The sequence below is a fragment of the Cyclobacterium qasimii M12-11B genome (assembly GCF_000427295.1).
GTDB classification, from domain to species: Bacteria; Bacteroidota; Bacteroidia; order Cytophagales; family Cyclobacteriaceae; genus Cyclobacterium; species Cyclobacterium qasimii.
In genome coordinates, this window is record NZ_ATNM01000181.1 from 1 (window position 1) to 2652 (window position 2652).

A 2652-nucleotide genomic window follows, 5' to 3' on the forward strand; every position below is an offset into this window, starting at 1 on the left:
CAAAGATTAATTATATAAGTGTAAATGAAATTTTAAATAGGGAGATAGAAAACTCTTTTAAATTTTAAATAATAATTTATGATATTTTAACTTTATTTATTGTTTTTAAAAAATAAGTTTTTAGTTTATTTAAAGCAATAAATATACTAAAGGACAATATTAAAAGTATACTTGGAAAAATTTATTTTTATTTGGGTGGTGATTTAATTTGATATGGAAAAAATGTACATTAATAATTTAGTAGATGATAAAACTTACCAAAATTTTATATATACATCATTATGGTGGTTTTAGCGGAGCTGCAAAAAGCTTGAGCTATATTATTAAGAATATCGATAACACTAAATATTCTCCTCTTTTACTAAATATTGAAGAAGGTCCTGTCAACAATTTCTTTAGTGAAATCCCTGTAAAAATGATTAAAGCTCCTGGAATAAGGGCTTTTCATGGTTCAACTGTGGTAGAAAAAAGTTTTAAATTATTTGTTCGTAATTGGGTTTTTTTATTGCCAAGTATATTTAAAGCATATCGAATTTTAAAAAGAGAAAATCCAGATGTAATTCATTTAAATTCAACTTGTTTGTTTGCATTTGGAATTGCAGGTTATTTATTAAAAATAAAAGTTATATGTCATGTGAGAGAGCCATTAAGAAACGGTCTTTGGGGTTTTCCTTTAAGAATTTTCTGTAAAAAATTTATAAGTAATTATATTGCTATATGTAAATTTGATTTAGATTCTCTTCGTTTATCCAACTCTTCTAAATATAAAAGTGAAATAATTTATAATTTTGTTGAAAAATTACAAATTGTCGAGAGGGATATTCTAGTTTCTAAACTTGGAATTGCAAATACAGATATAATTTTCTTGTATTTGGCACGTTTTTCTAAAAGCAATGGCTGGGAAGTGTTAATAAATATGGCGAAAAAAGCAATAAAAGATAATCCTAACTATCATTTTGTCATGGTTGGTGCTCAAAATGAGAATAATTTGAGATATAATGATATTCAAAATATACATGTTTTTCCTTTTGTCAAAGATGTCGAAACATTTTTATGTGGTGCGGATGTTTTTGTTTGCCCTTTTGTATTGCCCCATTTCGCAAGAGGTGTTATAGAAGCCTCGGCTGCAGGTCTCCCAATCATTGGATCCAATATAGGTGGGGTTAATGAATTGGTTGTTCATGAATCTACAGGTTTTTTGTATGGCAATGAATCTGAATTTATTAAATATGTAAATGTTTTAGGTACAGACAAATTGCTTAGAAATACCATGGGTGAAAACGGAGTTAATTTTGCAAAAATAAATTTCGACATGAATAAAAATTTAATCAAAACATTTTCTTTTTATTCAAAAGTAATTAATTCTTAAATAATATATTTTTACTACTATGTTGTAATATATTTTTATAAAATATTTAATTTAATTTTATATTTCGACTGGTTTTCTTTTTAATTCGATAGTAGTAAATTTTTATCTTTTTATTTCAACACGAGATTATTATTTCTCTTTTTTGATTTTATGTAATTGATAATACATTTAATATTTATGAAATATTTTAATTTGATGTTTCATGTTATTTTCTTCTTGTGTTTAAATTGGTAAATCTATTCCTGCTGATCAAGTAAGTTGGGGTAATCTGGTTTTGTTTTTAAAAGATTTTTATAAATTATGAATCAAAAAATTTCTATTATAACGGTTTGTTACAACTGTGTAAATGACATCTCTTTGACAATCGAGTCTGTTCTCAGTCAAAGTTACCCTGAAATCCAATTTATTGTGATCGATGGTGGCTCAACTGATGGTACACTTGAGGTAATAAATAAATATTCCGATAAAATTGATGTCTTTATATCCGAACCTGACAAAGGTATCTTTGATGCGATGAATAAAGGCCTCAAATATGTTTCAGGTGAATGGGTCAATTTTATGAATGCTGGTGATAAATTTTATAATTCTTCAGTACTTCATTCTATTTTTTATAATAAAAATTATAATGATTTTGGTGTATTGTATGGAAGTACTTTTTCAAATGATTCTATAAGAGAACCAACTAATATTAAGTCGTTAAATTATGGTGGGATTATGGCTTGTCATCAGTCCATTTTTTACAATTCAATTGTATGTGGAAAAAATCTGTATTATAAAACTAAACATAAATATTATGGTGACATCGAATTAACGAGAAGATTATACCTTTTGAAAATCAAATTTCAAAAGACTTCGATAGTTGTTTCTTGTTTTCAAGGGGGTGGTTTTTCCTCCCAAATTTCTAAAGAAGCTAGAATTGCTAAGTTTGACTACCTTTATCAAAACATGGGATTTATTGGTATAATAAATGGTGTTTTTGGTAAGATAATATATTTATTTAAGAATTAATTATAGTATCTGAATATAATTTTATAATAGTTTTTTATATCCCATGTGAAATGATAATTTAATCAGTTTGTATCTGAATTTTAGTAAGTTCTTCTTGTGTTTTTTTTCGTTTTATAAATGTATTATAACCGTTATGCTGTATAAACCCTTTAAAATATCTTAAGGTAATGTTAAAGATTTCTAAATCAAAAACTAAAAATTACCTATTTTTTATAATTTTTATTCTTTCAATTGGAGCCTTTTTATCCATTTGTACATAACTATGTTTTTTTTAA

2 protein-coding genes are annotated in these 2652 nt (G+C 25.5%); both read left to right on the forward strand.

From position 1 onward, the window contains the following. The first annotated feature begins 244 nt into the window (after positions 1-244). On the forward strand, positions 245-1369 hold the full coding sequence (locus ADICYQ_RS22225; RefSeq protein WP_020894177.1) for a glycosyltransferase family 4 protein: 1125 nt from the start codon (positions 245-247) through the stop codon (positions 1367-1369). Positions 1370-1669: 300 nt separating this feature from the next. Next, entirely contained in the window at positions 1670-2377 is a 708-nt protein-coding gene (locus ADICYQ_RS22230; protein ID WP_020894178.1) for a glycosyltransferase family 2 protein, read from the forward strand. Positions 2378-2652 lie beyond the last annotated feature (275 nt).

What these genes read in the sequence shown, in the direction of transcription:
- ADICYQ_RS22225 (WP_020894177.1), top strand. Translation starts at nt 245, where the DNA reads ATGATAAAACTTACCAAAATTTTATATATACATCATTATGGTGGTTTT.
- ADICYQ_RS22230 (WP_020894178.1), top strand. Translation starts at nt 1,670, where the DNA reads ATGAATCAAAAAATTTCTATTATAACGGTTTGTTACAACTGTGTAAAT.